Source organism: Pseudomonas sp. BP8, from assembly GCF_017875955.1.
GTDB lineage: Bacteria > Pseudomonadota > Gammaproteobacteria > Pseudomonadales > Pseudomonadaceae > Aquipseudomonas.
Genome location: NZ_JAGINK010000001.1, coordinates 676,701 through 703,623 on the forward strand (window position 1 = coordinate 676,701; position 26,923 = coordinate 703,623).

Below are 26,923 nucleotides of genomic sequence, written 5' to 3' on the forward strand. Positions count from 1 at the left end.
ACGCTTTCGCGGGGCAAGCCCGCTCCTACAGGGTTGGGGAATGGCCGGATCTTGTGATCGACCCGGTCCGTGTAGGAGCGGGCTTGCCCCGCGAAGGCGATCTCAAGCCTTACAGCGCACCCAGGTTCAACGCCTGCGCACACGCCTGCAGCGAACGCCGCTCGCTTTGCGCATACAGCGCCAACTCATCCTGCACCTGCAGCCCCAGCGCCGCCTCGAAAGCCTCGCGATTGGCGTTGCTGCCGTACTCGGCCTGAGCATCATCACCCAGGTTCGACTGGAAGATCCCCGCCGCACTGACCGGCAGGAAGTCCTCGTAAACCAGCGCTTCGAAGTGCACATGCCCCGCATCAATCAAGCCTTGCAGATCGGTTGGGCGATCCGCCTGCTCACGCGCGGCAAGGCCTTTCTCGGTGGCAAAGTAACGGAAGTACGCCAGCCCCTGCTCACGCATCTGCGCCAGGTCATCGGGAAACTCGGCAAACTGCGCTTCCAGCAGCGCCCGATAACGCTCGGCATTGGCTTCTGCCGGCACGCCGCCGAGTGCTGCGCGGGTGGCATCCAGCAATTTGTCATAGAGCTGACGACCCTTCGGTGTCAGCGCCGCACCGCGCTGTTCGATCTCGCCGAAGCGCGCGGTATGGCTGCCTTCGCTGCCGTCCTGGTCGCTGAAGGCGACTTTTTCCTGCAAGGCCTTGAAGCTGGTCTGGCGCAGCAGGATCGGGTGACGACGGGTAGGCGGCCCCTCGACTACGGCCTTCGGCGGAATGCCTTTGGCCGGCATGCCTAGCTGAATCGCATCGATGTCCAGCGTGCGTGGCGTCAGGTGGTTGATGTGCGGGCCCTTGAACGCCACCACATCGGCAATCAGCCGGTGCTGGTCATGCAGTTGCTGGTACTGCTCGGCAGTTACCGTCGCGTCCTGGTGCCAACGGAAGGTGTGCAACGCCTCGTTGACGAAAGCCTCGGCGTCGGCGGCGTTCAGGCCGTTGTCGCGCTCGCACTGGGCGATCAGTTCAAGCACCCGGGGGGTGAAGATCTGCCGCTTGGCCAGGATGCTTTCGGCGAGTGCGCGCAGTTGTGGGTTGTCGACCAAGTCCAGGCGCAGCAGCGAGGTGAACACACGGAACGGGCTGATGTGCAGCGACTGCTCGTGCACCGCGCGGAACGCGGTGGAATGCACCGGTACTCCGGCCGAGCTGAGGTCGTAGTAGCCGACCGGGGCCATGCCCATGACCGCGAACAGGCGGGCGATGGTCGCCAGCTCTTCGGCGGTGCCGACGCGGATGGCGCCATGGCGCTCCTGGTCGAGGCGTTCGACTTCGCCGGTCCAGCGCAGGGCCTCGGCGACCTTGGGCTGAGTGTCCATGACCTGCTGGTTGATTTCGCTCACCAGCGCCAGCAGCGTGCCGTAGAGGGGCACTTCCTGTTTGTACATGAGCGACATGGCGGCAGAGAACTGCGCGCGGATGCTGTCTGGGCTGACGAAATCGTGGGCGGGCATCGCTAGCTTCCTGGTGATAAGTGGACCACTACATGAAAGCGGGGAATGCACTTGGGCCACAAGCGAAAAAAAGTAGAGGTGTCATTCCCTTTTAGATCGATGTTGCCTGTGTTGGGGCTGCGCAGCGGCCCCAGCACTCTCAAGCCAACAGCTGCTCCCGGGTCCACTCCAGCAAAGCCCGCACCTTGGGCACCTCTGCCGCATGCTCGGCAAACGCCAGGTAATGCGCGCCATTGCTGCGCATCGCATGATCCCAGGCAATCACCAGGCTGCCATCAGCCAGCTCCTTCTCCACCAGGTAGCGCGGCACCAAGGCCACCCCACACCCCGCCTGCGCCGCACTCAGCGCCATATAGAACGTATCGAAGCGCGGCCCGCGGTAGCTGTTGTCGGTATGCAGCCCCTGTTCAAGAAACCACTCATGCCAGGCCTCCGGCCGCGACGTGCTCTGCATCAGCACCAGCTCCGCCAGCGCCCCGGCATCCGTCAGCGTGGCGCCCTGCAGCAGCTCCGGCGCGCACACCGGTACTACTTCCTCGCGGAACAGTTCCACGCAGGTCGCCCCCGGCCAGGTGCCCTGGCCAAAGAAGAACACCACGTCGGCCGAGCCCTGCAGCAACGAAAACGGCTCTTGTTCGTTGCGGATGTCCAGGTGGATGTTCGGGTAGCGCTTGCCGAAGCCCTTGAGGTGCGGAATCAACCAGCGCACGCCAAAACTCGGTTGAGTGGCTACCTTCAATATCTCGGTCTGCTCGCCGTAAGTGAGCACGTAGCGGCTGGACATGTCGACCTGGGTGAGGATCTTGTTCACCTCGGCCAGGTACAGGCTGCCGGCCGGCGTCAGTTGCAGGCGCCGACGGATGCGCAGGAACAGATGGTGGCGGAGCATCTCTTCTAGCTGCGCCACCTGCTTGCTGACCGCACTCTGGGTCAGGTGCAGCTCTTCGGCTGCGCGGGTAAAGCTCAGGTGACGGGCTGCGGCTTCAAAGCACTGCAGGGCCGTCATCGACGGCACCAGACGTTTGGACATAGCAGTCTCTATGGCAAAGGGATCATGACCTGACGGAATGATATGCGGAATAAAGGTCGTTTGTTGCACTGATGTGATCGGATTAATACTGATCCACATCACCTTTACCACCCCTTCACCCGATGTAGGAGAAGCATAATGGTTGCTGCACTGCTCGAGCGCCTTGGCGTTGCCGCCGAGGCTTACACCCAGGGCGACTACCCTGTTCACACCCCGATCGACGGTAGCCAGATCGCCACGGTGAAGCTGCTCGGCAAGGCCGAGACCACCGCCCGCATCGACCAGGCACATGCCGCCTTCGACGCCTGGCGCACCGTACCGGCCCCGCGTCGCGGCGAGCTGGTGCGTATCTTTGGCGAAGTACTGCGCGAACACAAAGCCGACCTCGGCGAGCTGGTCTCGGTCGAAGCCGGCAAGATCACCCAGGAAGGCCTGGGCGAAGTGCAGGAAATGATCGACATCTGCGACTTCGCCGTCGGCCTGTCGCGCCAGCTGTACGGCCTGACCATCGCCTCCGAGCGCCCAGGCCACCACATGCGTGAATCCTGGCACCCGCTGGGCGTGGTCGGCGTGATCAGCGCCTTCAACTTCCCGGTTGCCGTGTGGGCGTGGAACACCGCGCTGGCGCTGGTCGCCGGCAACGCCGTGGTCTGGAAACCGTCCGAAAAGACCCCGCTGACCGCCCTGGCTTGCCAGGCGCTGTTCGAGAAAGCCCTGAAAGTCTTTGGCGATGCGCCTGCGGGCCTGGCCCAGTTGGTGATCGGCGGCCGTGAAGCCGGCGAAGCGCTGGTCGATGACCCGCGGGTACCACTGGTCAGCGCCACCGGCAGCACCCGCATGGGTCGCGAAGTCGGCCCACGGGTTGCCGCGCGCTTCGGCCGCAGCATCCTCGAACTGGGTGGCAACAACGCGATGATCCTCGCGCCGAGTGCCGACCTCGACCTGGCCGTGCGCGGCATCCTCTTCTCTGCCGTCGGCACCGCCGGCCAGCGCTGCACCACCCTGCGTCGGCTGATCGTCCACCGTTCGATCAAGGACGAAGTGGTTGCCCGGGTCAAAGCCGCCTACGCCAAGGTGCGCATCGGTGACCCGCGGGAAAACAACCTGGTCGGCCCGCTGATCGACAAGCAGTCGTTCGACGCCATGCAAGGCGCGCTGGCCAAGGCCCGCGACGAGGGCGGCCAGGTGTTTGGCGGCGAGCGTCAGTTGGCGGGCGAGTACCCGAATGCCTTCTACGTTTCGCCGGCTATCGCCGAGATGCCTGCGCAAAGCGATGTGGTGCGTCACGAAACCTTCGCGCCGATTCTCTACGTGCTGGCCTACGACGAGTTCGAAGAGGCGCTGCGCCTGAACAATGAAGTGCCACAGGGCCTGTCTTCGTGCATCTTCACCACCGACGTGCGTGAAGCCGAGCGCTTCCAGAGCGCCTCGGGCAGCGACTGCGGCATCGCCAACGTCAATATCGGCACCAGCGGTGCAGAGATTGGTGGCGCGTTTGGTGGCGAGAAAGAAACCGGCGGTGGTCGTGAGTCGGGTTCCGATGCCTGGAAAGGCTACATGCGTCGCCAGACCAACACCGTCAACTACTCGCGCGAGCTGCCGCTGGCGCAGGGTATCGTGTTCGACTGATGCTGCATGGCCGGGGGCGTTGCCCCCGGTTCGCGGGGCAAGCCCGCTCCCACAGGTACATCACAGTTTCAGATACCTGTGCTGTACCTGTGGGAGCGGGCTTGTCCCGCGAATGGGCCGCAAAGAGGCCCAAAAGATTCAGATGCACCCGCAATAAGAACAATACTGCTGGAGCCGGCCATGTCCGAACTGCGTCAACAATGCTTGTGGGAACACGTCACCAAGCCGACCGTCGCCGCCCAGGCCCTGGCCGGTGAGCACAAGGCGGATGTCTGCGTGATCGGCGCTGGCATCACCGGCCTGTCCGCTGCGATCCACCTGCTCGAACAGGGCAAGTCGGTGATACTTCTGGAGGCCTGGAAAATCGGCCACGGTGGTTCGGGCCGTAACGTCGGCCTGGTCAACGCGGGCACCTGGATTCGCCCTGACGATGTCGAGGCGACCCTCGGCCAGAAGCAGGGCAGCCGCCTGAACAAGGCCCTCGGTGACGCCCCTGGCGAAGTCTTCGCCATGATCGAGCGCCTGGGTATCGACTGCCAGGCCCAGCACAAAGGCACTTTGCACATGGCGCACAACGCCACCGGCCTCGCCGATCTGGAGGCCCGTCACCAGCAATGGAGCCGCCGCGGCGCCAATGTCGAATTGCTGACCGGCGCGCAATGCCAGGAATACTGCGGTACCGACAAGATTTCTGCCGCGCTGCTCGACCACCGCGCGGGCACCATCAACCCGATGGGGTATACCCAAGGCCTGGCCGCTGCCGTCGCGCGACTGGGAGGCAAGCTGTTCCAGCAATCGGCGGTGCTAGGCCTGCAGCGCGCAGGCGATGGCTGGCAAGTGAACACCGCTCATGGCCGTGTGCGCGCCGACAAGGTGGTGATTTCCACCGGCGCCTACACCGAGGGCGACTGGAGCAACCTGCAGAAGCACTACTTCCGCGGCTACTACTACCAGGTCGCCTCGACCCCGTTGCACGGCGCTGCGGCCGACAAGGTCTTGCCCCACGGCCAAGGCTCGTGGGATACCCGCACCGTGCTCAGCAGCATTCGCCGCGACGACCAGGGCCGCCTGCTGCTCGGCAGCCTGGGCCGGGTCGACAACAAGCCCGCGTGGTTCGTGCGCAGCTGGGCTGACCGGATCCAGAGCCATTACTACCCGGAGCTGGGCAAGGTCGACTGGGAAATGCACTGGACCGGTTGCATCGACTTCACCCCGGATCACCTGATGCGCCTGTTCGAACCCGCGCCCGGCCTGGTTGCCGTCACCGGCTACAACGGCCGTGGCAACACCACCGGCACGGTGATTGGCCGGGCGTTTGCCGAGTTTCTGCTCAAGGATGATCCAGACAGTCTGCCACTACCGTTCTCGCCGATGAAAGCGGTCAGCGCGCCGTCTCTGCGCACTGCGTTCTACGAATCGGGCTTCTCCCTGTACCACGCCGGACAGTGTTTGCGGGTGGTGTTGTAGTTGTCTGTGCCGGTCTCTTAGCGGCGCGGTCCCTGTAGCGGGCTTGCCCCGCGAAGAGGCCGGCACAGGCTACTTGTGCAACCAACTCAAGAACCCACCTTTCTTCACCGCCGCAGGCTTCTGCATCAGTAGCGATTCCCGGCTCTGCCGGCGGAACCGCTGCAGCTTGTTCAGCGCCGTCTGCACATCGCCGCGCTGGGCCAGACAGCTGCGCACCTGCTCCTTGTCGATGCGATACAGCACGCAACCGGTGAGGGTACGAAACTCCACCGAAGAATCCTCGTCGTCGACCAACCCTTCAATCGCCAGCACTTCGCCAGGGCCCATGCGCCCGGCCTCGACCAGCCGCTCGCCATCACGCACCGACGCCGAGACCACGCCGCTGCCAATCACCAGCACATGCTCGGACCGCTCGCCAACGCCCAGAATCACCTGGTCGACCAGATACTCCATGGTCGTCATGTGCTGGCTCAAGCTGTCGCGCTCCTCGCTGCTCAATGAGCGGAACACCCGCACTTCATCCAGCAACTCACGCTGGCGGCTGCGCGGCGCCATGGCCAGGTCGACGTTCCACATCACCCCGCTGGCTTCCAGATGGCGGTGGGCGAGGTCGAACAGTTGATTACGCACCTCGGTCTTGCGCCCAGCGTCAGCGACAAAGCCGCTCGCCTCATACTCGACTGAATCGAGCGTCGAGGCCTTCACCGAGACTTTCGGCGCCGGCGTGTCGAGCAGTGCAGAGGTGCCCTGCAGCGCCTTCTCCAATGCATCGAACACACGCTTGGGGCGCACCTTGGCCGGCACCACCACACTGATCGACAGCCCATGCCGGTCGGCCGGCCGACTGTGGTTGAGCAGCTTGGCCTTGGCCGCCACCGAATTGGGGATCACCGCCAGGCTGCCGCTGCCGGTGATCAATCGCGTGGCGCGCCAGTCGATATCGACCACCTTGCCTTCGGTGCCATCGATCGAGATCGAATCGCCGATCTGATAGGGCCGCGTGGTGTTCAGCACGATCCCCGAAAACACATCGCTCAAGGTGCTCTGCAGTGCCAGGCCGATGACGATGGCCATCACCCCGGAAGTGGCCAACAGCCCCTTCACCGGCAGTTGCATCACATAGGCCGCAGCGGCGACCACGGCCACCAGGAAGATCAGCGCGCCCAGCACATCCTGCAGCAATCGCCCGCCGTGGCTGCCGCGGGCGACCAGCAACAGGCCGAAGACCACCGTCACCGTGCGTGCGCCGAACAGCCACCAGGCAATCGCCAATACCGTCGCCAGCAAGTTGCGTGCGACGTCATCGACCCAGGGCGGCGGTTGCAGCGGGCTCATGCCGGCAGTCAGCAATACGGCGCTGAACAGCAGGAAGGTCAGCAGACGCGCGGCGATGCGCCAGGGTTGGCGGTGGAGGGGGATTATCTGCCAAAGCAGCAGGTCGAGCAGGATCAAGCAGGAGCCGAGCAACAACGGATATGACTGGATGAAAGCCAGCATGGCGGTCTCGGGGATGGGGGAGGGCTGTCGGCTAGTAAAGAGCAGGACCTGTGCACTAGCAACAGAGTTTTGCGGCAGTGCCGGCCTCTTCGTGGGGCAAGCACTGCCTCCCAAAATCCATCGTTCACAAAACAGAACGCTAAAGCCAAATTTCGCTATCTACCGCTCCAAAGGTGTTGGTTTTAATCTTTACCCATCAACGCGAAACACCCAACTTACTCAACCTAAATCACCTTCTGGAGCACCGACCATGACCAAATTCAAATACAACCGCCTGAACAAAGACGACGCTGCCGTACTGCTGGTCGACCACCAGGCAGGCCTGCTGTCGCTGGTCCGCGACATCGAACCAGACCGCTTCAAGAACAACGTGCTGGCCCTGGCTGACCTGGCCAAGTTCTTCAACCTGCCAACCATCCTCACCACCAGCTTCGAGCAAGGCCCCAACGGCCCGCTGGTACCGGAACTGAAAGCGCTGTTCCCGGACGCCCCGTACATCGCCCGCCCAGGCCAGATCAACGCCTGGGACAACGAAGATTTCGTCAAGGCGGTGAAGGCGACTGGCAAGAAGCAGCTGATCATCGCTGGCGTCGTCACTGAAGTGTGCGTCGCCTTCCCAGCCCTGGCGGCCCTGGAAGAAGAGTTCGACGTGTTCGTGGTCACCGACGCTTCCGGCACCTTCAACGAAATGACCCGCGACGCCGCCCACGACCGCATGAGCCAAGCCGGCGCGCAACTGATGACCTGGTTCGGCGTGGCCTGCGAACTGCACCGCGACTGGAGAAACGACATCGAAGGCCTGGCCGCGCTGTGCTCCAACCACATCCCGGACTACCGCAACCTGATGACCAGCTACAACGCCCTGACCGCCGGTAAGTAAACCGCCCCGTCACAGCACACCCATCCAATCCAGCGCCGACCCACTGCCGCACAGTGGGCCTGGCCCGCCGCTCATCCCAGGGAACGCCGATGAACACTGCAACTCCAGACAATCGCAACGTGGTGACCCTGGTCATCCAGCACAAAGCCCGCGCCGAATCGCTGCCGCTGTACGAGGCATGGCTCAAGCGCGCGGTGTCGACCGCTCGCCAGCAGCCGGGACACCTCGACGTCAACGTGATTCGCCCGGATGGCGGTGGCTGCCACTTCACCACCGTGGTGCGCTTTGCCGATGCAGGGTTGTTGCAGGGTTGGGTCAATTCAGCCGAGCGTCAGGCGCTGGTCAACGAGGTGCTGCCGCTGCTGGAGGATGGCGACCATACCCAAGTGCATGAAGACCCCGAATTCTGGTTCACCCCGCCGAGCAGCACCGCGGCGCAACCGCCGCGCTGGAAGCAGGCGCTGCTGACCTACCTGGTGATCTGCCCGATGACCATGGTCATTCCGCAACTGCTGGCGCCGTTCTTCGCGCGCTTCCCGCAGGTGGGCGGGCCGGTGCTCGGCAACCTGATCGTCAACCTCTTCGTCATCCTCCCGGTGGTGTTCTACATCATGCCGTGGGTGACCCGGCGCTGCGCCAATTGGCTGCGCGGCTGATTGCTAGCCTTAACTCTTCCAAGCCAGCACATCGATCCAATCGTCGTCACCCATGAACCGGCATGCTCCGCAGTTGCGCCTGCCGCTGTCGCACCCAGACGGAGAAGACCATGTCCCAGGACCCCAACGACAAGAGCCGTCGCCAGTTCCTCGCCACCAGCACCGTGCTCGGTGCCGCTGGCGCGCTCTGGTCTGCGCTGCCCTTCACCGGTTCCGCCGGTTCCGCCCATGCATCCACTCAAGGAGGCCCCATGACCGCCGACCTCATCCTGTTCAACGGTAAACTGCACACCGTCGACCGTGAGAAGCCCACCGCCACCGCCGTCGCCATCAAGGACGGCCGCTTCATTGCGGTCGGCAGCGACGCCGAAGCCATGGCCCACAAAAGCGCCGCCACGCAGATCATCGACCTCAAGCAGCGCACCGTCATTCCTGGCCTGAACGACTCCCACCTGCACCTGATCCGCGGTGGCCTCAACTACAACCTGGAACTGCGCTGGGAAGGCGTGCCGTCGGTGGCCGACGCCTTGCGCATGCTCAAGGACCAAGCCGAGCGCACGCCAACCCCGCAGTGGGTGCGTGTAGTGGGTGGCTGGAACGAATTCCAGTTCGCTGAAAAACGCATGCCGACCCTGGAAGAAATCAACCAGGCCGCGCCCGATACGCCGGTGTTCCTGCTTCACCTGTACGACCGTGCGCTGCTCAACCGCGCCGCGCTCAAGGCCGTCGGCTACACCAAGGACACGCCGAACCCGCCGGGTGGCGAAATCCAGCGCAACAAGTTCGGCGAGCCGACCGGCATGCTCATCGCCCGTCCTAACGCGATGATTCTCTACGCCACCCTGGCCAAGGGGCCGAAGCTGCCGCTGGAGTACCAGGTCAACTCGACCCGCCAGTTCATGCGCGAACTCAACCGCCTCGGCCTGACCAGCGCTATCGATGCCGGCGGCGGTTACCAGAACTTCCCGGACGACTATTCGGTGATCCAGGAGCTGGCCGACAAAGGCCAGTTGACCGTGCGCATCGCCTACAACCTGTTCACCCAGAAGCCCAAGGAAGAACTCGACGACTTCAAGAAGTGGACGTCGAGCGTCAAGCTGCACAGTGGCACCGACTTCCTCCGGCACAACGGCGCCGGCGAGATGCTGGTGTTCTCCGCCGCCGACTTCGAGGACTTCCTCGAGCCGCGTCCCGACCTGCCGCAAACCATGGAAGAAGAACTGGAGCCGGTGGTTCGCCATCTGGTCGAACAGCGTTGGCCGTTCCGCCTGCACGCCACCTACAACGAATCCATCACGCGCATGCTCGATGTGTTCGAGAAGGTCAACCGCGATATTCCGTTCAATGGCCTGCCGTGGTTCTTCGACCATGCCGAGACCATCACCCCGGAAAACATCGAGCGCGTACGTGTGCTGGGCGGTGGTATCGCCATTCAGGACCGTATGGCCTTCCAGGGTGAGTACTTCGTCGATCGCTACGGCGCCAAGGCTGCCGAGCAGACCCCGCCGATCAAGCGCATGCTCGACATGGGCGTGCCGGTCGGCGCCGGTACCGACGCCACCCGCGTCTCCAGCTACAACCCGTGGACGTCGCTGTACTGGCTGGTCAGCGGCAAGACCGTTGGCGGCATGGAGCTGTATCCCGAGGGGTTGAGCCGCGACACCGCACTGCAGCTGTTTACCCAGGGCAGTGCCTGGTTCTCCAGTGAGCAGGGCAAGAAGGGCCAGATCAAGGTGGGCCAGTTGGCCGACCTGGCGGCGTTGTCGCTGGACTTCTTCAGTGTCGAGGAAGAGGCGATCAAGGGCATCGAGTCGGTGCTGACGCTGGTTGATGGCAAGGTTGTGTATGGCGCTGGCGAGTTCGACAAACTTGGGCCTCCGCAGGTGCCGGTGCTGCCGGAGTGGTCGCCGGTGGCCAAGGTGCCGGGGCACTGGCGCGTTGGTACGCCTTCGCTTGCGGCCGCGGTACACCAGTGCGTCGGGCCTTGTGGGGTGCATGCGCACAGCCATGAGAAGGCGCGTCATTCGAGTGTGCCGGTTAACGACTTCCAGGGGTTCTGGGGGGCGTTGGGTTGTTCCTGCTTCGCTTTCTGAGGTGAGTCGGGGGCCTTGATGGTCCCCTTTTTGGGGTTTTCACGGATTGGTGGGGGCGATGCGGCTGGGCTTGGGGCTTGGTCTTGAAGGTTGGGGCTTATCCATTTGATGGGGTGGCTTTTCTGGCCCCTTCCGCCCTTACGGTGGGTCACTTTTTTTCTTGGAAAAAAGTAACCAAAAACCGCTTGCTCCTGCATCCGGCCCTTCGCTGCGCTGCGGGTTCCCTCGCTCCGGTCTTGCTCCGGGAGGACCGCGCTTTACGGCCCATCCTGGGCCTCAGCGCTTTGCGGCCATCCATGGCTTCCACCTCCCTGCGCAAGACCTGCGCTCGGCCTCCTGAAGTCGCTGGTAGATCAAGAGCCAGATCAAGATCAACAGCCAGGGCAACGGCAGGCGAATCGCTGCGCTCTCGCTTTGTTTATTTACCAGCGGATTTATGGGGTGGCTGGCAGGGCTGCGCCCTGCGATTTGCATTAACAGTACCGGCCTCTTCGCGGGACAAGCCCGCTCCTACAGGGATTACGCCGAATTCAAAATTTGCGCGATACCTGTAGGAGCGGGCTTGCCCCGCGAAGAGGCCCTCACCGAAGCGCTACGCGTTACCTGCCAACAAATGCCGAATCCGCACCGGCACGCCGTCGCTCTGCAACTGCCGCACCCGCGCTTCGATCTTCAGTTCTGCACGGGTCACCCGATGGTGATGGCGCAGATGCTCCAGCCACGACTCCTCGAAGAAGAACTCCATCCAGATCAACGGATCGGCACTGTCGCGCATCAACCCCCACGACAGCGCGCCATTGCGTTTGCGCATGGCCTCCAGCTCCCGTGCAGCCACCTGAAACGCGTCCGCCTTGGCTGCCTCGATGTGGTATTCGACGGTCACCATCACCGGCCCGCTTTCTTTATCCACATCAGCATCGAGTACCGGCACCGGCCAGTGCAGCGACGGCGTCAGTTCTTCGATTTCGGTCGTGGGCAAGGACACCTTGAGCGTCAGCAGGGTGCCCGCTGCCAGGCCAGCCGCAGCGAGCAGCAGGCTCTGGGTAATTGAGAGATGGCTGGCCAGGCTACCCCACAACAAGCTGCCCGCAGCCATCGCGCCAAAGAAGATCAAGATGTACACCGACAGCGCCCGCGCCCGTACCCAGGCGGGTACCGAGGTCTGCGCCGCGACCTGCAGGTTGGATAGCACCGCGATCCACGCCGCGCCGCTGAGCAGCATGGCCGGGAGCAGCACGTAGAAGTTGCGCACCAGCGCCAAGGTCAGCAGGAACAACGCATACAGCAGGGCGGCAATGGCCACCAGGCGGTCACGGCTGATCCGCTCGCGCAGCTTCGGCAACAAGGTCGCGCCGGCCACTGCACCAATGCCGATCGCCGCCAGCAGCATGCCGAAGTCGGCCGCGCTGCCGTGCATCTCGCCGCGCACGATCAACGGCAGCAGCGACATGCCGGCGCTGGCGCAGAAGAAGAACGCCAGCGCGCGGACCAACACCGCCTGCAACGGCTTGGAGCTGCGGGCGAAGCGTAGCCCTGTGCGCATGGCGCCGATGAAGCGCTCGGCGGGGAGCAGCGGTTGTTGCACTTCGCGTTTCCACAGCAGCAACACCACGATCACCCCGGCGAACGACACGGCATTGAGAGCGAAGGTCAGCCACGGCCCGACCAGACTGACCAACACCCCAGCCAATGCCGGGCCGACTGCGCGTGAGACGTTGATGCCGACGCTGGAAATGGCCACCGCAGACGACAATTCGTCCTTGCCTACCAGCTCGGGAGTCAAGGCGCTCCAAGCCGGCATCATCAGCGCGGTGCCGATGCCCAGAGCCAGGGTCAACCCGAGCAGCAGTGTGACGTTCATCAAGCCGAGCAGGGTCAGTACTGCCAGGGCCAAGGCGACCGCTGACATCCATAACTGCACCAGCAGCAGGTAGCGGCGCTTGTCGACGATATCCGCCGCAGCGCCAGCGGGTAGGGCGAGGAAAAACATCGGCAGCGAGCCGGCGACCTGGATCAACGCCACGTGCAAGGGGCTGGCCGACAGCGTGGTCATCAGCCAGCCGGCGCCCACTTCGTGCATCCAGGTGCCGATGTTGGAGGCGATGGTGGCGATCCACAGCATACGGAAGGTGCTGTTGCGCAAGGGGCTCCAGGCGCCGGAGGAGGGAGTGCTCATGTCAGAAGCTGCCTTTGAGGGGGTATTCGATGATCAGGTACAGGCGGTCGATGTCGTCGCCGGCCTGGGCGCTGTTGGCGCGGTGGCTGACGTGCGACAGCGACAGGCTGAGGTCTTTGGCGGTGCCGCTCTGGACCACATACTTGAGGTCGAGGTCGCGCTCCCAGTGGCGTCCGCCGTCACCTTGCTGGCCGACGTAGGCGCCGCCTGCCGGGGCATGCGTGCCATCGATGCCGCGGCCACTGACATAGCGGCCCATCAGGCTCAGGCCGGGCACGCCGAGGGTGGCCATGTCGAGGTCGTAGCGCAGTTGCCAGGAGCGTTCATTGGGGCCGTTGAAGTCGGCGTATTTGATCGAGTTGGCAAGGTAGATCGAGTCGCCGCCGACAAAGTCGAAGGGCGTGTCGCCGTCGATCTTCTGGTAGGCCAGGGTCAGCGCCTGGGCGCCGCGCCGATACTTGGCGGCCAGGCTGTAGGCGAGGGTGTCGATGGCGCCGGCGCTGGCCTGGCCAGTGTCGCGGGTGTGGTAGAGGTTGCCGTCAAAGCGCCAGTTGCCCTCGGCCAGGTTCAGGTTGAGGTAGGCCTGGCGCCAGGTGTCTTGCAGCTGCGAGGCGTACAGCGCGCCGCCGAACGGGCCGTCGGGCGCGTAGGTGGCGCCGGCCAGGCTGATGGCGTGGCCGTGGGTGGTCGCGCCAACACCACTGAAATCATCGTGGCTCGAGCTGTTGTCCTGGTTGTTGAACGCGGTGAAACGCCCGGCCTGCAGGCGCACGTCGGGCAGGTCGCTGTTGTCCAGCAGCCAGCCGGTGGCGTATTCGGGGTGCAGGCGTTTGTCGCCGGTGTCGAACACCGGCGTTTCGACAGTCATCTCGCCGTAGCGCAGCAGGGTGTTGCCCAGACGCAGCTTGAGCGCGGCGCCGGCGCTGGAGTACTCCGACTCGGCGCGGCCATCGCTGTCGCGCGGGAGCAGGCCGGTGCCGGCGTGGCCACGGCCGCCGTCGAGCTTGAGGCCGAGAAAGGCGTGAGCGTCGATGCCCACGCCGATGGTGCCTGCGGTGAAGCCCGAGCGCAGTTCGCCGATGAAACCCTGAGCCCATTCCTGGCGGTAGCTCTGGCCGCTGCCGGTGGGTGAGCGGTAGTCGTTGTGCAGCAGGTAGTTGCGGCTGAGCAACGACCAGCCGGATTCGTCGGCCTGCGCATGGCAGACGGCGAGGGCGGTGAGCAGGGTGATGGGGATCCTGCTGGAGGCTCGGGGCATGGTGAGTCCGGTTCTGGGGATAGGCTTCAGAAACCCGGGGCCGCGCAGCGGCCCCTCTTCAGCTTCCACTGTGGCGCATGCCCCGGCGGACTTCTTGTATGCGTGTGCTGGACGTCTCAGGCCATGTCGCTGGCAGCGAACTCTTCGGCCAGGTGATCAATAAGCGAGCGCACCGAGGGCAGCAGGCCACGCCGCGAGGGGAAGATCGCATGGACGATGCCGCAGCGCGGATGCCACTCCGGCAGCAACTCGACCAGACGCCCGCTGGCCAGGTCGTCGCGCACCGCCACCCGCGGCAGGTGGGCGATGCCCACGCCGGCGAGGACGAAGTGGCGCAGGGCGAACAGGTCGTCGGTGACCATCCGCGGCGTGTGCGGGATGACGATGCTGCGGCTCATGTCTTCACCCTGGAACAGTGCCCACTGGTATTCACGCTGGGCGCCGCCCCAGTGCAGGCTTGGCAGTGCGCTGAGCGCCTGCGGCTCGAAGCCTGCTGGCAGCTGCTCGAGGAACGACGGCCTGCCGACCAGGCACTGGGTGCTGTTGCTCAGCACTTTCATCACCATGTCGGTGTTTTCCAGCGGCGGGAAGCGTACGCGCAGGGCCATGTCGAAGCCTTCGTGGAGCAGGTCGACGCGGCGGTTGGTACTTTCGATGAACAGCTCCACCAGCGGGTACTTGACCATGTAGCGAGTGAGCATCGGTGCCACCAGCGAGTTGAGCAGGGTGGTCGGGCAACTGATGCGCACCAGGCCGCGTGGCTCGCAGCGGTTGCGTTCGATGACCTCGGCGGCGCCTTCTGCTTCGACGCGCATGGCCAGGCAGCGGCGGTAGTACTCCTGGCCGATCTCGGTCAGCGAGCAGTGCCGGCTGGTGCGGTGCAGCAGGCGTACGCCAAGGCGATCCTCGAGGTCGGCGATGCGCCGGCTGAGTTTCGACTTGGGCATGTCCAGCGCCCGGCCGGCAGGGGCGAAGCCGCCGTGCTCTACCACTTGGGTGAAGAAGTAGAGGGAGTTGAGGTCTTCCACGGGTTGATCTCCTGGTATTGCTCTGTTGCCTGTTCTGGCCTCTTCGCGGGGCAAGCCCGCTCCTACAGGTTCGGTGGTGTTCTCACAGGTTGTATGAACACCACCGAACCTGTAGGAGCGGGCTTGCCCCGCGATGAGGCCAGAACAGGCGCTACATATTTATCGTTCGCATAATAGAACGCTAAAGCCAATTTTCGCTATCTACCGCTCCAAAGGTGTTGGTTTTAATCTTTGCCCATCAACGCGAAACACCCAACTTACTCAACCTCAAAACACCTTCTGGAGCACCGACCATGACCAACTTCAAGTACAACCGCCTGAACAAAGACGACGCTGCCGTACTGCTGGTCGACCACCAGGCAGGCCTACTGTCGCTGGTCCGCGACATCGAACCAGACCGCTTCAAGAACAACGTGCTGGCCCTGGCTGACCTGGCCAAGTTCTTCAACCTGCCAACCATTCTCACCACCAGCTTCGAGCAAGGCCCCAACGGCCCGCTGGTACCGGAACTGAAAGCGCTGTTCCCGGACGCCCCGTACATCGCCCGCCCAGGCCAGATCAACGCCTGGGACAACGAAGATTTCGTCAAGGCGGTGAAGGCGACTGGCAAGAAGCAGCTGATCATCGCTGGCGTCGTCACTGAAGTGTGCGTCGCCTTCCCAGCCCTGGCGGCCCTGGAAGAAGAGTTCGATGTGTTCGTGGTCACCGACGCCTCCGGCACCTTCAACGAAATGACCCGCGACGCCGCCCACGACCGCATGAGCCGTGCCGGTGCGCAACTGATGACCTGGTTCGGCGTGGCCTGCGAACTGCACCGCGACTGGAGAAACGACATCGAAGGCCTGGCCGCGCTGTGCTCCAACCACATCCCGGACTACCGCAACCTGATGACCAGCTACAACGCGTTGACTGCTGGCAAGTAATTCCAGACTGAAAGGCAAAAAAGGCCGGCATCCTTCTGAGGATGCCGGCCTTTTTGTGTGTGTTCAGTACTGGCCTCTTCGCGGGGCAAGCCCGCTCCTACAGGTTTCGAGTTGCACCCCGATCCTGTAGGAGCGGGCTTGTCCCGCGAAGAGGCCGGTGCAAACCACCGCAAACTCAGTTCACGGGCTGCGATTCGATCCCCTCCAGCATCGCCTCGACCAATCCATCCGCCATCTCGACCGAATGCAGGTTCGCCCACAACAGACTCTGGCCTTTTTCATCCAGATGCGCGAGCGCCTTTTGGCCGCTGGCGTAGGCGCCGCGCAGGTACAGCGCGACATGCACCAGGGCGTCGTGGGCGGTGATGTTTGGGTTGACGGTGAACATGGGGGGATGGCCGGCGTCGCAGTGGCCGAAGGGGCGTTGGGTGGTGTTGGGGAGAGGGGGATCCGGGACTATTTTTTTCATTGCAGAAAACTCCTTGAGTTGAGCTGCAATCAACCGTTTCCACACAGAAGGCGGCAGCTGTACGCGGGGTGGAAAACCGGCCAAGAAGGAAACCGGCAGGCCATAGGCCTCCCGCGCACAACTGCCATAAGAGCAGTCCTATCTTGACCATCCGGATTTCCACATCCGATCGCTGAACCGACAGCGACCGGGACAGCCTAGAGGGCATGGTTTCCTTGGACAATCAGACGGGAATCGACAGGCTTCGTAGGGTATTTCTCTGGTCTTGGGGTAGGCAGCAAGAAACGTCCTCAGATGCTGTAGGACGTTGCTGAACCTGAGATCCTGGGGCCGCTTCGCGACCCTTTCCGACCGGTCCGGCGCTCCGGCAAGGCCGCTCCTACAGGGGACCGTGATCGCCTCCGGCTCTGAGCCTAGCGCGGTACCTGTAGGAGCGGCCTTGCCGGAGCGGTCGGAAAGGGCTGCAAAGCAGCCCCCAACCAGGCGACCAAGTCTTAACTGACCGGCGCTAGGCTTAAGCCCTCTTCATGTTCAACTCAAAACATCAATCCGCATCCGACTCAAACAACCGCTCCAACTCGACCCGCGCTTCCTTGGCGTTCTGCATCACCTTGGCGCGGTCATCGCGTACGCGGCCCTGGGTTTCCAGTACCTGCTCATCATGCTCGCTGAACCGCTGAATCCGATCCGCGGCCTGCTCTTCGGACAAGCCCAACCCCACCAGCGCAAGGCGAGTCATCTCCAGGCTGGAGTAGAACGTCTCGCGAATCGGCACCGCGCCCACGTCGGTCAGTTTGTGCACATGCTGGCGGTTACGCGCGCGGGCCAGCACCTTCAGGTGCGGATACAGGCGCTTGACCCGTTCGGCGGTGCGGGTGGTGATCTCCGGGTCGTCAGTGGTGATGACGAAATACTCCGCCTCGCCGACCTTGGCCGCATGCAGTACCTCGGCGCGCAGCGGGTCACCATAGAACACCGGCGCCTGCTCGAAGGTGCGGGTCAGTTCAATGGCGTCCACCGAGGTGTCGAGGGCAATGAAGGGGATCTTCTGCGCGCGCAGGATGCGCGAGACGACCTGGCCCATGCGGCCCATGCCGACAATCACCACCCGCGGTGCATCAGCCTGGATCTGTTTGTACTGCTCAGGCACTTCGCGGGTGATTTGCGGACGCTTGAGCAAGCGTGCACACACCAGCAGCAACAGCGGGGTGGCGGCCATCGACAGGGTGATGGTCATCAGCAGCAGGTCATAGGTGTAGGTATCGAACAGGCCTTGATCCTTGCCCAGCTTGAACACCACGAAGGCGAACTCGCCACCGGCTGCCAGGACTACGCCCAGGCGCAGTGCATTAGCGTTGCTGAGGCCGCCTCCCAGACGCCCGACCAGCATCAACAGCGGCAATTTCACGGCGATCAACAGCAGGGTCAGGCCGATCAGCAGCAACGGCGACTCGAGCAGCAGGCTGAGATTGGCGCCCATGCCGACACTGATGAAAAACAGCCCGAGCAGCAGCCCTTTGAACGGCTCGATCTGCGACTCCAGCTCATGCCGATACTCCGAGTCGGCCAGCAGCAGGCCGGCCAGGAAGGCGCCGAGGGCCATGGAAATGCCGGCTTCTTCCATCAGCCAGGCGGTGCCGATCACCACCAGCAGGGCAGTGGCGGTAGACACCTCTGGCAAGCCGGTGCGGGCGACGATACGAAACACCGGGCGCAGCAGGTAGCGGCCGCCGACGATGACCACGGCAATGCTGGCGAACACCTTCAGGCCATGTTCCAGGCCGTCACCGTGGCCAGCGTCCGTACCGGTTGCGGCAAGCAGCGGCACCAAGGCGATCAGCGGGATCGCGGCGATGTCCTGGAACAGCAGGATGGCAAATGCCAGACGGCCATGCGGTGCGTTGAGCTGCTTGCTCTCGGCCAGGCTCTGCAGGCCGAGAGCGGTCGACGACAGTGCCAGGCCGAGGCCGAGTACTACGGCGGCTGGCATCGACTGGCCGAAGACGAACAGGGCAATGGTGCCGATCACCGCGCCGGTCAGCACCACCTGGGCCAGGCCCACGCCGAACACTGATTTGCGCATCAGCCAGAGGCGGCGCGGGGACAATTCCAGGCCGATGATGAACAGCAGCAGGACCACGCCCAATTCAGAGATGTGCGCGACGCTTTCGGTATCGCGGATCAGGCCCAAGGCCTGCGGGCCGATGGCCACGCCCGCGAGCAGGTAACCGATCACCGCGCCCAGTTGCAGGCGCTTGGCCAGGGGCACGGCGATGACGGCGGCGAGGAGGAAAATGACGGCGGTTTGTAGAAGGCTGCCTTCGTGTGGCATCGCTCGAACTCCATGAGCTGCTACGGGGCAGCGTTGATTACGTGAAGGGAGAATTGTGGCGGGCGGGGGTGGATAAGACAATCTGGCTGGATGAGGACACATTGTCCTCGAGAGAGTGACAATCAGGATTGGCCTCTTCGCGGGGCAAGCCCGCTCCTACAGGATTGGGGGCACCGCAGAACCTTCCTGCTATCAGCCCCCGCCAAACTGCGCCCGATACTGATTCGGGGTCATCCCGATGCGTTCGCAAAACACCTTGCGCATGTGCCGATCACTGCCAAACCCACTGCGCGCCGCCACCACCTTCAACGGCAGGTCGGAACCCTCAAGCAACTTGCGCGCGTAGTCGATGCGCGCATTCTGCAGATACTGCAGCGGGGTAAGCCCCACTTCCCGCTGAAAGGCGCGGGCAAAGTTGCGACTGCTCATCGCCACCAGGTCGGCCATCTTCTGCACCGTGAACGCCTGGTCGATGTGATCGACTAGGTACGCCTGGACCCGCGCAACGGGTGAACCATCGCGTGGCACCGCCGCCAGCAACGGCCCATAGGGCAGCTGGCCACCCTGGCGGTGACGGGCGACCAGCAGCACCTTGGCCACTTCCAGCGCCAGCGCCTTGCCGTGGTCTTCGGCCACCACGGCCAAGGCCATGTCGATACCGGCAGTGATCCCGCCCGAGGTAATCAGGTTGCGATCCACCACATAGATCTGCTCGGTTTCGACCTTCACTTCGGGAAACTGCTGGGCCAGGCGCTCGACGTAGTTCCAGTGGGTGGTGCAGCGATAGCCGCCAAGCAGCCCGGCGCGGGCCAGCAGAAACACCCCGGTGCAGATTGCTCCGAAGCGTCCAGCACGGTGCACGGCCTGCGTCAGCCAGTGCTCCACGCCGGGCAGGGCGATGTCGTAGGCACCGGGGCCGCCGGGTACCAGCAGCAGGTCAACGGCCTCTGGCAACTGCTGCAGGCAGAGGTCGGCCACCACCTGCAAACCGCACGAGCTGCGAATGATGCCCTGGCCCTCGGCCACGGTGATCAGCCGGTAGCGTTTGTGCTCCGGAAGAAACCGGTTGGCCAAGGCAAACGCGTCCATCGGCCCGGTGACATCGAGCATCAGCACGTCATTGAAAAGAACCAGTGCCACCGTACGGTGAGCGTCACTTTGCTGCATACCCATTCACCTTGAAAACCGGCCCTTGCAAGAAGGCCTGACCCCGAACCAGATCGGCATCTTAAGGTAAGGGTTTAGCCCTTGGGGCCAGCACGTGCAGAAAAATCAGCACCTGTTTTGGCTGGATCACCCTCTGAGTCGCTCTATTTCACGGCCCACCGCAGAATTAATAACTATTAAGGATTGGCTCAGGACTTTGTCATGTCGCCAGGGCGAGACTTTGCTCATTGAAATGAGGAGCGTCGACATGACCCCCCAGACCCTAGCGCCGGGTGCCTTGACCCCCACACGCCTTCGCCGGGCCAAGGAGCTGATGCTGCGCAGCGAGCTGTCGATCATCGACATCGCTGCTCTGTGTCACCTGACCCGGAGCCATTTTTCGCGTGCTTTCAAGATCAATACCGGCCTCTCTCCCCAAGCCTGGCGCCTGCTGGCGCGGATGGAGAAGGCCAAGCAGTTGCTGGCCACCGAAGCACCGATCACCTACGTCAGCCTGGAATGCGGGTTTTGCGACCAGTCGCACTTCACCCGTGCTTTCAGTCGTTTGGTCGGACAGCCGCCGAAAGCCTGGCGCATGGCAGCACGATCGCAAGCACCGAGCTACCTTTCTTAAGCCGTTTTTATCCTCAGGGATAGGTCCCTGTGGACAAGGGCGGTTGCCACTGACTTTCCCAACCCAATGGAGTCACCGTCATGAGCAATCCTGATTACAAACGTCTGAACAAAGATGACGCCGTGGTACTGCTGGTCGACCACCAGACCGGCCTGATTTCGCTCGTGCAGGACTTCTCGCCCAACGAGTTCAAGAACAACGTGTTGGCCTTGGGTGACCTGGCCAAGTTCTTCGGTCTGCCGACCATCCTCACCACCAGCTTCGAGCAAGGCCCTAATGGCCCGCTGGTGCCGGAGCTCAAGGAGATGTTCCCGGACGCGCCGTACATTGCCCGTCCTGGCCAGATCAATGCGTGGGACAACGAAGATTTCGTCAAGGCGATCAAGGCGACCGGGCGCAAGCAACTGATCATCGCCGGTGTGGTGACCGACGTGTGCGTAGCGTTCCCGACGCTGTCGGCGCTGGCTGAAGGTTTTGACGTGTTCGTGGTGACCGATGCTTCGGGCACCTTCAACGAGACCGTGCAGCAGGCAGCCTGGGCGCGCATGACCCAGGCCGGTGCACAGATGATGAACTGGTTCTCGGTGGCGTGTGAGCTGCACCGTGACTGGCGCAACGATATCGAAGGGCTGGGCAACCTGCTGTCGCAGCGGATTCCCAACTATCGCAACCTGATGAACAGCTATTCGGCACTGACTTCGCGTTGATGCAGTGGGGCCGCGTTGCGGCCCATTCGCGGGGCAAGCCCGCTCCTACAGGATCGAGTGCCCCGCAAATCCAACAGGATCGGGCGCCCCGCAAATCCTGTAGGAGCGGGCTTGCCCCGCGAACACCGGCGACGCCGGTGCCATACACCGCGCGGTACCTGTTTCGCCGGTAAACCCGCTCCCACAGGCCCCCGCTATCCCACCGGCAACACCACCAGAATCCGACAGCCACCCAGCTCCGACACCAGCGCCCGCAACCGCCCGCCATGCGCGCGCACCACCGAATTGCAGATCGCCAGACCCATCCCCAATCCATTGGCCTTGGTCGTATAGAACGCCTCGAAAATCCGCTCGCGCTCTTCGGCGGAAATCCCCGGCCCATTGTCGTCCACCGAGATCTCCACGCCCGCCTCGGTCAGCCGTGTGCCAATGCGCAGCAGCCCATCCCCGCGAAAACCGCCCAACGCCTCCAGCGCATTGGTAATCAGGTTGAACACCAATTGCTGCAGCTGCACCGGATCACCTTTGACGCTGACCCCCGCTTCAAGCCGCACCTGCACCTTCACTGCGCACTTGAGCGCATCCGCCGACGTCAGGCGGATCACCCCCTGCACCAGCTCATCGAGGTTGATCGGCTTGACCTGCAGCGGCGCCTGCTTGGCCAGCGAGCGCAACGCCTTGACGATGTTGGCGGCGCGCTCGCTGTCGGCGCGGATGTCTTCCAGGCCGTCAATCGCCTCAGCCAGGTCTGGCGCGTCGCGCTTGAGCCAACGCAAACTGGCCGCGGCGTTGGAGGCGATGCCCAACAACGGCTGGCTGATTTCGTGAGCGATCGAGGCAGACAGCTCGTTCATCACCTGCAGGTGTGAACTGCGCGCCAACTCCGCCCGCGAGCGGCGCAGCTCGGCTTCCATCTGCGCGCGGGTCTGATTGTCTTCGGCCAGGCGGGTATAGAACTTCGCCGTCTGCAGCGACACCGCAGCCTGTGAGGCGAGAATCTCCAGCATGGCCAGGCGCTGGCTGCCGAACAGGTTCGGCACCAGGCGGTTCTCCAGGTACACCAGGCCAATCAGTACCCCCTGGATCACCAGCGGCAGGCACAACACCGAGCGTGCGCCGCGTGCGTGCAGGTCCTGGCGGAACGCCTCCGGGCACTCGCACAACGCGTCGTGCAGCAGCAGCGGTTTCTTCGTGCGCATGGTCGCGTTGATGATCGACAGCGGCGCCTGGGTCATGAATTTCTGGCAGTCCTCCATGCTCACCTGCAGGCCGCCATCGTTGATCGCGGCCGCCGCGGCCATCTGGAACTCGGCGCCGCTGACAATCAGCAGGGCGCCGTGATCGGCGCCAGAATGCAGGGTCAGGTGGCCCATCAGCGTTTCGATCAGGCCCTCGAGCAGGACTTCTTCCGACAACGCACGGGCCGCTTCAATGCCAGCTTCCAGGTCCAGGCTGGCCTGCGAAGCAGAGCGGTAGGTTTCCTGGATCGGTTGAGTGCGCAGAAACGGATGCAGGGTCTCCAGCTGGCGTACCTTGCCGGCCGCGCCCCAGATATGGAAGCAGTCGCGGGCGATCCGCAGGTGCAGGTTGGCCCCCGAGATCAGCCCGCTGGGGATGCACACCTCGGCCAATTGCTCATGGGCCAACGCCTGCTCATGGATAAACCCCGCAGCGGTGGCGGCGATCTGCGCCTGGTCGAAGCAGCGGATGGCTGACAGACCGTCACCGTCGAGCTTGGCGATCACCCCTTCAATCAGCAGCAGCTTGTTGCGAAACGTCATCGGGTTGAACTGCGCCCAGCGCGCAAACCGCTCGCGCAATTGGCTCAGCTGTTCACGCTTGTGTTCAAGGCTGCCGGGGGCTTCCGGGCAGCCCAGGGTCAGCCCGCAGAACAAGTGGTAATCAGCCAGGTTGATATGCGCCGGTGCGGCCCAGGCCAGTGGCCCGGCTTGGTCGAGGGCGCGCACGGCCTGCTGGATATCGCCCAGGTAAAACGCCGCCATACCCTCGAACAGGCGCTTGAAGAACAGCGTCGTGCGTGAACCGAGCGGGTCTTCAGGGGCGTCGCACAGTGCGCTTTCGGTGTGCTCGCGGCGGGCTTCGGCGCCGTCGCTGAGGGCGCTGACAAAGGCTTTTTGCGCCTGCAGGATCTGTTCGATGTCGCGATAGCCGCACTGGCGCACGGTATCCAGGCCGCGCTCGATTTCCTCGGCCACGCTGTGCAAGTGGTGGCCCATCACCAGCGAGTCTGAAACCAGGTGATTACGGGCGTAGCAGGCCATTGCCAGGTCGCCGCTGATACGGCCGGAGTCGATCGCGTCAAGCGCGGTGCGGCGGGCGAACTCCATCGACGCGGTCCACGCGCTGACCTGGTCAAGGGCCAGCAGGGCGCTGGTCAGGTCGGTCTCGAAGCCATGCCGCTCGATCAGTTTCAGCGCCGCCAGGCAGTAGGCGTGGCCGTCGTGGTAGGCGGCAAAGCGCTCCGCGCCCATCACGCCGAACCAGGCCAGGCCGTAGGTACTGCCCGGGGCAACGCCGTGGGCGAGGGTCAGTTCGATGATCTTTGCCAGGTGCAGGAAGCGGATGTCGTCCTCGATGAAAAACGACGAGGACAGCGTCGCCAGCAGGCCGATGGCAATGATCACCTCTTCGCTTTCGGCTTTGGGCAGTGCCTCCAGGCAGTGGCGGCCCTGACGCTCGATCAGGGCGTGGATCTTGCGGTACTCGGCCTCGACCTGTTGCGGCACGTGGCCGCGCTCTAGCGCAATGCCCAGCAGACGCAGGCCGGCCAGCGCATCGTCGATGGCGCCGTCATAGTCGCAGCGCAGGGTCTTCAGGCGGGCGCGCAGTTTGCACGCGGTGGCCTGGTCGAGCGGCGAGCGCACGCGCTGGCCGCACTGCACGATACGCTGCTCGGCCTCGGCCATGCGCGACAGCAGCATGTCGCACTCCGCCGCCATGCAGGCGAGGGCGAACGCATGCTGCTGGCGGGTTTGCCGTGAGGCGTTGGCGTGCAGCAAGGCTTCGGCGGCCTGCAGGTAGCCGTAGGCCTGGTCATATGAGGCAGCGTCACGGGCCAGGGTGGCGGCCTCCTGCAAAAGCACGATCAGCGCCTCGCACTCTTCTGCGGCAAAGGCGAAACGGTCGGCACGCTGTACCTGATTGGCGATCTCGAACAATGCATCAGGCAGCTCGGCACACCAGGTGCGCTGCATGGCGCGGGCGATCCGTGCGTGCAGCGCGGCGCGCTCATCGCTCGCGGTGAGCCAGTAGGCGGCGTCCTGCACGCGGTCATGGGAGAAGCCCAGTTCGTGTTGGCTGAGCGACAGGAAACCCGCGTCGAGCAGGGCCTTGAGGTGGTCGCCGAGACGCTCCGGGGCCACCGTGAGCAACCTGCGCAGCAGGTCTTCGTCAAAGCGTCCGGCCGCGGCGCCCGCGATCCGCAGCACCTCGCGCTGGGCGGCGGGCAGGCGCGCCAAGCGGTGCACCATGAGGTCGGCGACATTGTCGGCGTAGCGGTGCTGGGCCACGGCGTCGAGCGACCACGACCAGCGCATGCCAAGGGTATCGAAGGTGAACAGCTGGTCCTCGACCATCGCCTTGAGAATCTGCCGGACGAAAAACGGATTGCCGGCGGCCTTGGCATGCACCAGTTCGGCGACCTGCTGCGCCTCTTCGGCGGTGACGTGATAGCGCGCGCAGATCAGCTCCACCACCGCGCTTACCGGCAGCGGCAGCAGGTCGAGGCGCTGGCCGCGCAGGGTCCGTGGGTAGCTCAGTTCAGCCGCCAGCGGCGTGTTGCTGCCGGCCGCGTCGCTGCGGCTGGCGAAGATCAGCAGCAGATTGCTCGGCGGTTGGCCGATCAACTCGCGCAGCAGATGCAGGGTGGCATCGTCGGCCCACTGCAGATCATCAAGGAATAGCACCAACGGCTGACCCGGCGCAGTGAACACCTGGAAGAACTCGACAATTGCCCGCAGCTCTTTTTCCAGGGCCAGCCTGGAGAGTTTTTCCGGGAAGTCGGCCATCGGCCCGATGATCAGCTTGAGGTCTGGTGCCAGCTTGACCAGCAGCCGGCCGCGGCCCTTGATGCGCTGCCGGATCCGCTCACCGATCGCTTGCAGGTCGGCGCTGTTCTTGGCCAGCAGCTGGGTGGTCAGCGCGCCGAGGATGTCGATCCACGGCGCGTAGGGGATGGCTTGCTCGAGACTGTTGCACTTGCCTGATGCCCAATAGCCGCGGGCGTTTTCGCGCAGGGCGGCGTTGACCAGGCTCGACTTGCCCATGCCGGTGGCGCCACTGATGAACAGTGACTGTGGGCTACTGTCGCGGCCCTGGGTCTTGAGGATGCGGGCAATCTCGCGCATCTCGCCGGTGCGCCCGTACAAGCCTTCCCGGGTGGCCGGGACCGGGTCGCAACGGCCGAGCTGAAACACCTCGATGGCCTGTTTGGCGGCCCATTGGCGTTGGCAGTGGGCAAGGTCCACTGCCAGTGCCTGGGCGCTCTGGTAGCGGGCGTCGGGCTCCTTGGCCAAGGCCTTGGCGAGAATCAGGCTGATCGTCTCCGGGAGTGCCGGCCTGACCTCGGTTGCGGGCCTGGGCTGGACGCCCGCATGCAGCTGGCGCCAGTGCAGCTTGTCGCGACCGCGCAGCGGCAGCTCGCCTACCAGCATCTGATAGAGAATCGCCGCCAATGCATAGATGTCGCTGCGCCGATCACTGCTTGAGCCATGCGGGCAGATCTGTTCGGGGGCCAGGTACGACCAGTTGACGCCGTGCGTACCTTGGCTGGCGGTCAGGTCGGCGGTGTCGGCGCGAAACCCGCCAAGCCTGACCTGGTTGTCATCGAGCAGAAACAGGTGCCGGGGTTGCAGTGCGCCATGCAGGACGTCTGCCTGATGGGCGAGGGTCAATGCATTGGCTGCATGTACCGCAATCTGCAAGAACGCGCCAAGGGTTGGCCGGCCTTGGGCGATGACGTCGGCGATCGATTCGCCTGCGGGGTAGACCAGCAAGGGGCCCTCGGCCGAGCGGATAAAGGCTGCCGGGATCACCGCCCAGGCTGGCTCCAGACGGACCCGGTAGTCGCGCTCCAGGCGCTGGCAGGCGGCTGGCGACTCGACTGGGGCGCGTACCGCGATCCAGGCTTTGCCTGAACGGGCGTCCCACATGCGGAAGAAGGTCAGCTCGCCCTCTTGCCCAAGCAAGGCGGTGTCGCAACGATTCAGCCAGTCTTCATCGAGTGATGGATCGTTATCGATGGGCCTGTGAACGAGGCGTTCATCCAGCATCGGGCAACCCTCAACAACCTGCAGTGTGACCGCGAGTATACGCAGCGGCCCTGATACGAAGGTCTGCCCCACACGGCTTGGCAGGAACGGGAACCATCTTGACCGTTATGGTCCCTGCGCAGTCGGCCTTGGCCGATTGCCAAGCGGTAGCGGGGTGTATCCTCAAGCCAACCTATCCCTCGGGATAATTGTCTGGACGCGGG

General features: G+C 63.9%; 18 protein-coding genes. 8 read left to right on the plus strand and 10 right to left on the minus strand.

Annotated features, from left to right (window positions below; genetic code table 11):
* Nucleotides 1–109: 109 nt before the first annotated feature.
* Together J3B00_RS02985 and J3B00_RS02990 are read right to left on the minus strand one after the other, a co-directional pair.
* A complete protein-coding gene (locus J3B00_RS02985; protein ID WP_209863464.1) occupies nucleotides 110–1,504 on the minus strand; it encodes a VOC family protein in 1,395 nt (464 codons plus the stop codon).
* A 139-nt stretch (nucleotides 1,505–1,643) separates the two neighbouring features.
* On the minus strand, nucleotides 1,644–2,534 hold the full coding sequence (locus J3B00_RS02990) for a LysR family transcriptional regulator (RefSeq protein WP_209863467.1): 891 nt from the start codon (nucleotides 2,532–2,534) through the stop codon (nucleotides 1,644–1,646).
* Nucleotides 2,535–2,672: 138 nt separating this feature from the next.
* On the opposite strand from J3B00_RS02990, the gene J3B00_RS02995 reads away from it, so the two are divergent.
* Entirely contained in the window at nucleotides 2,673–4,163 is a 1,491-nt protein-coding gene (locus tag J3B00_RS02995) for an aldehyde dehydrogenase family protein (protein ID WP_209863469.1), read from the plus strand.
* Between the two features lie 180 nt (nucleotides 4,164–4,343).
* Nucleotides 4,344–5,630: an FAD-binding oxidoreductase gene (locus J3B00_RS03000; protein ID WP_209863472.1), complete on the plus strand. Its 1,287-nt coding sequence runs from the start codon at nucleotides 4,344–4,346 to the stop codon at nucleotides 5,628–5,630.
* Between the two features lie 69 nt (nucleotides 5,631–5,699).
* Here the strand turns inward: J3B00_RS03000 and J3B00_RS03005 are convergent, their stop codons facing one another.
* On the minus strand, nucleotides 5,700–7,127 hold the full coding sequence (locus J3B00_RS03005) for a mechanosensitive ion channel family protein (RefSeq protein WP_209863488.1): 1,428 nt from the start codon (nucleotides 7,125–7,127) through the stop codon (nucleotides 5,700–5,702).
* 250 nt (nucleotides 7,128–7,377) lie between these two features.
* Here J3B00_RS03005 and ycaC (J3B00_RS03010) point away from each other — a divergent pair, with 250 nt between their 5' ends.
* The 3 genes from ycaC (J3B00_RS03010) (at nucleotide 7,378) to J3B00_RS03020 (ending at nucleotide 10,756) form a co-directional block, all read left to right on the plus strand.
* A complete protein-coding gene (gene ycaC, locus J3B00_RS03010) occupies nucleotides 7,378–8,007 on the plus strand; it encodes an isochorismate family cysteine hydrolase YcaC (RefSeq protein ID WP_209863491.1) in 630 nt (209 codons plus the stop codon).
* Between the two features lie 89 nt (nucleotides 8,008–8,096).
* Entirely contained in the window at nucleotides 8,097–8,663 is a 567-nt protein-coding gene (locus J3B00_RS03015; protein WP_209863494.1) for an antibiotic biosynthesis monooxygenase, read from the plus strand.
* Nucleotides 8,664–8,914: 251 nt separating this feature from the next.
* On the plus strand, nucleotides 8,915–10,756 hold the full coding sequence (locus tag J3B00_RS03020; RefSeq protein WP_209874545.1) for an amidohydrolase: 1,842 nt from the start codon (nucleotides 8,915–8,917) through the stop codon (nucleotides 10,754–10,756).
* A 592-nt stretch (nucleotides 10,757–11,348) separates the two neighbouring features.
* Here J3B00_RS03020 and J3B00_RS03025 read toward each other — a convergent pair.
* From J3B00_RS03025 to J3B00_RS03035, 3 genes are all read right to left on the minus strand, one after another.
* A complete protein-coding gene (locus tag J3B00_RS03025) occupies nucleotides 11,349–12,932 on the minus strand; it encodes an MFS transporter (protein ID WP_209863497.1) in 1,584 nt (527 codons plus the stop codon).
* 1 nt (nucleotide 12,933) lies between these two features.
* Complete coding sequence (locus J3B00_RS03030; RefSeq protein WP_209863500.1) at nucleotides 12,934–14,190, minus strand: OprD family porin; 1,257 nt, start codon at nucleotides 14,188–14,190, stop codon at nucleotides 12,934–12,936.
* Nucleotides 14,191–14,306: 116 nt separating this feature from the next.
* Nucleotides 14,307–15,218, minus strand: a complete 912-nt coding sequence (locus tag J3B00_RS03035; protein ID WP_209863503.1) for a LysR substrate-binding domain-containing protein — start codon at nucleotides 15,216–15,218, stop codon at nucleotides 14,307–14,309.
* Nucleotides 15,219–15,511: 293 nt separating this feature from the next.
* Between J3B00_RS03035 and ycaC (J3B00_RS03040) the strand changes: the two genes are divergently transcribed.
* A complete protein-coding gene (ycaC, locus tag J3B00_RS03040; protein ID WP_209863506.1) occupies nucleotides 15,512–16,141 on the plus strand; it encodes an isochorismate family cysteine hydrolase YcaC in 630 nt (209 codons plus the stop codon).
* A 175-nt stretch (nucleotides 16,142–16,316) separates the two neighbouring features.
* Here the strand turns inward: ycaC (J3B00_RS03040) and J3B00_RS03045 are convergent, their stop codons facing one another.
* The 3 genes from J3B00_RS03045 to J3B00_RS03055 form a co-directional block, all read right to left on the minus strand.
* Nucleotides 16,317–16,610 carry a hypothetical protein gene (locus J3B00_RS03045; RefSeq protein WP_209863509.1) on the minus strand — a complete coding sequence of 98 codons (294 nt, stop codon included), beginning with the start codon at nucleotides 16,608–16,610 and terminating at the stop codon, nucleotides 16,317–16,319.
* Between the two features lie 544 nt (nucleotides 16,611–17,154).
* A complete protein-coding gene (locus J3B00_RS03050; protein ID WP_209863531.1) occupies nucleotides 17,155–18,942 on the minus strand; it encodes a monovalent cation:proton antiporter-2 (CPA2) family protein in 1,788 nt (595 codons plus the stop codon).
* A gap of 192 nt (nucleotides 18,943–19,134) precedes the next feature.
* Nucleotides 19,135–20,109, minus strand: coding sequence for a GlxA family transcriptional regulator (locus tag J3B00_RS03055; RefSeq protein WP_209863536.1), 975 nt, complete (start codon nucleotides 20,107–20,109; stop codon nucleotides 19,135–19,137).
* 247 nt (nucleotides 20,110–20,356) lie between these two features.
* Here J3B00_RS03055 and J3B00_RS03060 point away from each other — a divergent pair, with 247 nt between their 5' ends.
* Together J3B00_RS03060 and ycaC (J3B00_RS03065) are read left to right on the plus strand one after the other, a co-directional pair.
* On the plus strand, nucleotides 20,357–20,722 hold the full coding sequence (locus tag J3B00_RS03060; protein ID WP_245362475.1) for an AraC family transcriptional regulator: 366 nt from the start codon (nucleotides 20,357–20,359) through the stop codon (nucleotides 20,720–20,722).
* 80 nt (nucleotides 20,723–20,802) lie between these two features.
* The gene (gene ycaC, locus J3B00_RS03065) at nucleotides 20,803–21,429 is read left to right on the plus strand and encodes an isochorismate family cysteine hydrolase YcaC (protein WP_119137219.1); all 627 of its coding nucleotides are present in this window, start codon (nucleotides 20,803–20,805) and stop codon (nucleotides 21,427–21,429) included.
* 194 nt (nucleotides 21,430–21,623) lie between these two features.
* On the opposite strand, the gene J3B00_RS03070 is transcribed toward ycaC (J3B00_RS03065), so the two are convergent.
* On the minus strand, nucleotides 21,624–26,720 hold the full coding sequence (locus J3B00_RS03070; protein WP_209863539.1) for a trifunctional serine/threonine-protein kinase/ATP-binding protein/sensor histidine kinase: 5,097 nt from the start codon (nucleotides 26,718–26,720) through the stop codon (nucleotides 21,624–21,626).
* Between the last annotated feature and the right edge of the window lie 203 nt (nucleotides 26,721–26,923).

Coding starts and splice junctions, on each gene's coding strand:
- J3B00_RS03030 (WP_209863500.1), bottom strand. CDS start 14,190: ATGCCCCGAGCCTCCAGCAGGATCCCCATCACCCTGCTCACCGCCCTC.
- J3B00_RS03005 (WP_209863488.1), bottom strand. CDS start 7,127: ATGCTGGCTTTCATCCAGTCATATCCGTTGTTGCTCGGCTCCTGCTTG.
- J3B00_RS02990 (WP_209863467.1), bottom strand. CDS start 2,534: ATGTCCAAACGTCTGGTGCCGTCGATGACGGCCCTGCAGTGCTTTGAA.
- ycaC (WP_209863506.1), top strand. CDS start 15,512: ATGACCAACTTCAAGTACAACCGCCTGAACAAAGACGACGCTGCCGTA.
- ycaC (WP_119137219.1), top strand. CDS start 20,803: ATGAGCAATCCTGATTACAAACGTCTGAACAAAGATGACGCCGTGGTA.
- J3B00_RS03045 (WP_209863509.1), bottom strand. CDS start 16,610: ATGAAAAAAATAGTCCCGGATCCCCCTCTCCCCAACACCACCCAACGC.
- J3B00_RS03060 (WP_245362475.1), top strand. CDS start 20,357: ATGACCCCCCAGACCCTAGCGCCGGGTGCCTTGACCCCCACACGCCTT.
- J3B00_RS03070 (WP_209863539.1), bottom strand. CDS start 26,720: ATGCTGGATGAACGCCTCGTTCACAGGCCCATCGATAACGATCCATCA.
- J3B00_RS03025 (WP_209863497.1), bottom strand. CDS start 12,932: ATGAGCACTCCCTCCTCCGGCGCCTGGAGCCCCTTGCGCAACAGCACC.
- J3B00_RS03050 (WP_209863531.1), bottom strand. CDS start 18,942: ATGCCACACGAAGGCAGCCTTCTACAAACCGCCGTCATTTTCCTCCTC.
- J3B00_RS03015 (WP_209863494.1), top strand. CDS start 8,097: ATGAACACTGCAACTCCAGACAATCGCAACGTGGTGACCCTGGTCATC.
- J3B00_RS03020 (WP_209874545.1), top strand. CDS start 8,915: ATGACCGCCGACCTCATCCTGTTCAACGGTAAACTGCACACCGTCGAC.
- J3B00_RS02985 (WP_209863464.1), bottom strand. CDS start 1,504: ATGCCCGCCCACGATTTCGTCAGCCCAGACAGCATCCGCGCGCAGTTC.
- J3B00_RS03055 (WP_209863536.1), bottom strand. CDS start 20,109: ATGCAGCAAAGTGACGCTCACCGTACGGTGGCACTGGTTCTTTTCAAT.
- J3B00_RS03000 (WP_209863472.1), top strand. CDS start 4,344: ATGTCCGAACTGCGTCAACAATGCTTGTGGGAACACGTCACCAAGCCG.
- J3B00_RS02995 (WP_209863469.1), top strand. CDS start 2,673: ATGGTTGCTGCACTGCTCGAGCGCCTTGGCGTTGCCGCCGAGGCTTAC.
- ycaC (WP_209863491.1), top strand. CDS start 7,378: ATGACCAAATTCAAATACAACCGCCTGAACAAAGACGACGCTGCCGTA.